At 56.1% G+C, this 244-nt stretch carries 1 protein-coding gene; it reads right to left on the reverse strand.

Annotated features, from left to right (window positions below; all coding sequences use genetic code 11):
- Window positions 1-244, reverse strand: a 244-nt coding sequence (locus AC0MA3_RS26700; RefSeq protein ID WP_474658379.1) for an O-antigen ligase family protein, incomplete at both ends; no start/stop codon positions are given.

A 244-nucleotide genomic window follows, 5' to 3' on the forward strand; every position in this document is an offset into this window, starting at 1 on the left:
GCCTATGTCGCGCAGCGGCAGGAAAAGCAACCATATAAGCGTGAGAACCAGCCCCGGTATCCCGGTTGTCAAAAGTGTATCCAGATAGCCGTTATGGCCATTATAGGCGGCAACGGCCCATGTCTCGAGCTTGCCGCCACTGTAGACCAGTTCCTCGGTCTGCCAGAACGACTGGAATCCATACCCCGTAAAGGGCTTTTGGGCGATGGCGGAAAAGGCAAAACGCCAGATGTCCGTCCGGTTG

Source organism: Paenibacillus sp. LS-5 (assembly GCF_056121505.1).